The sequence below is a fragment of the Bradyrhizobium sp. genome, from assembly GCF_017881085.1.
Lineage (GTDB): Bacteria > Pseudomonadota > Alphaproteobacteria > Rhizobiales > Xanthobacteraceae > Bradyrhizobium.
Map to the genome: position 1 here is coordinate 1 of NZ_JADGRI010000485.1, position 2,688 is coordinate 2,688.

At 65.5% G+C, this 2,688-nt stretch carries 2 protein-coding genes and 1 pseudogene; all 3 read left to right on the top strand.

Annotation, left to right across the window (positions count from 1 at the left end; genetic code table 11):
- A partial coding sequence (locus tag QZ213_RS26995) for a CbbQ/NirQ/NorQ C-terminal domain-containing protein (RefSeq protein ID WP_291689100.1) occupies positions 1–391 on the top strand: 391 nt, incomplete at its 5' end.
- Positions 392–481: 90 nt separating this feature from the next.
- Positions 482–2,383: a cobaltochelatase subunit CobT gene (gene cobT, locus QZ213_RS27000; protein ID WP_291689101.1), complete on the top strand. Its 1,902-nt coding sequence runs from the start codon at positions 482–484 to the stop codon at positions 2,381–2,383.
- Between the two features lie 49 nt (positions 2,384–2,432).
- Positions 2,433–2,549, top strand: a pseudogene (locus tag QZ213_RS27005) (twin-arginine translocation pathway signal); the annotation flags it as partial.
- Between the last annotated feature and the right edge of the window lie 139 nt (positions 2,550–2,688).

Sequence of the window (2,688 nt, forward strand, 5' to 3'; positions counted from 1 at the left end):
CACCCAGCAGATCAACCAGGGCCAGATGGACCGCTGGTCGATCGTCACCACGCTGAACTATCTCGCCCATGACGAGGAAGTCGAGATCGTGCTGGCGAAAGCGCATCACTACCGCAACTCGGAGGGACGCGACATCGTCAACAAGATGGTGCGGCTCGCCGATCTCACCCGCAACGCCTTCGCCAACGGCGACCTGTCGACGGTGATGAGCCCGCGCACGGTCATTACCTGGGCGGAGAACGCCGAGATCTTCTCCGACATCGGGTTTGCGTTCCGCGTCACCTTCCTCAACAAGTGCGACGAGCTGGAACGGCCGCTGGTGGCTGAATTCTATCAGCGCTGCTTCAATGTGGAGCTGCAGGAGTCCTCGGTGAACGTGGCGATGTCGTAAGCGTCGTCGCCGGCTGGATCTCGGGAGAACAACGAGCGCCGGTGGTTATGGGTCCCCGCTTTCGCGGGGACGACGGGCGGTGAAATTGAGATGACCACGTCGAATACCAAATTCCGCACCGGATCGAAGGAAGCGCCGACCGAGCCGTTCAAGCGCGCGGTGACCGCCTGCCTGCGCGCGATCGCGCGAAAGCCGGAACTTGAAGTGACGTTCGCCGCCGAGCGGCCGGGACTGGCACCGGGCAAGGCGCGGCTGCCGGAGCCGGCGCGCAAGATGACACGGCGGGATGCCGCCATCGTGCGCGGCCATGCCGATTCGATCGCGCTGAAACTCGCCTGCCACGATCCGAAAGTGCATCGCAAGCTGATGCCGGGCAATCCGCAGGCGCGCGGCGTGTTCGAGGCGGTCGAACAGGCCCGCGTCGAAGCACTCGGCTCGCGGCGGATGGCGGGCGTTGCCAAGAATCTCACCGCGATGCTCGACGATCATTTCCATCGCGGCAAGTTCGACGAAATCACCGACCGCGCCGACGCGCCGCTGTCGGATGCGCTGGCGATGCTGGTGCGCGAGCGCCTGACCGGCCTCGCGCCGCCGGCGGCCGCCAGGAAGATGGTCGACCTCTGGCGCCCGCTGCTGGAAGACAAGATCGGCGCGCGGCTCGACCGGCTCGATCGGCTGGCGGAGGATCAGGCGAAATTCGGCGACGCCGTGCATGATCTCCTGAGCGCGCTCGAGCTTGGCGACGAGCGCAATGCCGAGGCCGACGAGGACGAGAACCAGGACGAGAACCGCGACGGCGAGAACGACCAGTCCGGCGCGGAAGGCTCGCCCGACAGTGACGCCGCGCAGGAAATGAGCGCCGACCAGGCACAGGCCACGACCGACGAGATGTCGGAGAGCGCGATGGAAAGCGCGCAGGCCTCCACCAGCGACACCTTCGACGACGGCGAACTCGGCGACGACGAGACGCCGGGGGAAGCTACGCGGCCGAATTCGCGCGGCGCCAACGAGCCGCGCGGGCCGGAATATCACGCTTTCGCGCCGAAATTCGACGAGGTGATCGCGGCCGAGGATCTCTGCGACCATGACGAACTGGAACGCCTGCGCAGCTATCTCGACAAGCAGCTCGCGCATTTGCAGGGCATCGTGGCGCGGCTCGCCAACCGACTGCAACGCAGATTGATGGCGCAGCAGAACCGCGCCTGGGAGTTCGATCTCGAGGAGGGCGTGCTCGATCCGGCGCGGCTGTCGCGCGTGGTGACCGATCCCTATCATCCGCTGTCGTTCATGAGCGAGAAGGAAGCGACTTTCCGCGACACCGTGGTGACGCTGCTTCTGGACAATTCCGGCTCGATGCGCGGCCGCCCGATCACCGTCGCCGCCACCTGCGCCGATATTCTGGCGCGGACGCTTGAGCGCTGCGGCGTCAAGGTCGAAATTCTCGGGTTCACGACACGCGCGTGGAAGGGCGGGCAGTCGCGCGAGGCGTGGCTTGCCGCCGGCAAGCCGGCCAATCCGGGCCGGCTCAACGATCTCCGGCATATCATCTATAAATCCGCCGATGCGCCGTGGCGGCGTGCGCGGAAAAATCTCGGGCTGATGATGCGCGAGGGCCTGCTCAAGGAAAATATCGACGGCGAGGCGCTCGACTGGGCGCACAAGCGGCTGTTGGGTCGCCACGAGCAGCGCAAGATCCTGATGATGATTTCCGACGGTGCACCGGTCGACGACTCCACCCTGTCGGTCAATCCCGGCAATTACCTGGAGCGCCATCTGCGCCACATCATCGAGGAGATCGAGACCCGCTCGCCGGTCGAGCTGATCGCGATCGGCATCGGTCACGACGTCACGCGCTATTATCGCCGCGCGGTAACCATCGTCGACGCCGAAGAACTCGGCGGCGCCATCACCGAAAAGCTCGCCGAGCTGTTCAGCGAGACCCATGGCGCGGCACCCGCAGCGACAGGCAAACGGCGCAGATTGCATTCCTGAACCCATGCGTGCAGCTTTCACCCGCCGCCGCTTCCTGACGTCGACGGCGGAAGGCATCGACGCCCATGTCACGCCGGAGGGCGACACCGTGCTGACCATGGTTTCCGACGACAATTTCTCGCTGATCCAGCGCACCTTGCTGCTGCAATTCACGCTGGTGGAGTGAGCTGTCGCGAGAACGACGAGAGTGGCCGGAGCAGTTCTTGCAGCGCTTGCGCAGCCGCCGGCGTCAAGGTGCTCAACGAGCCGGCGATGCAGGACAGCCTGACAAAGCTCGGCGTCGAAGCGCTGCCGATGACGCCGGC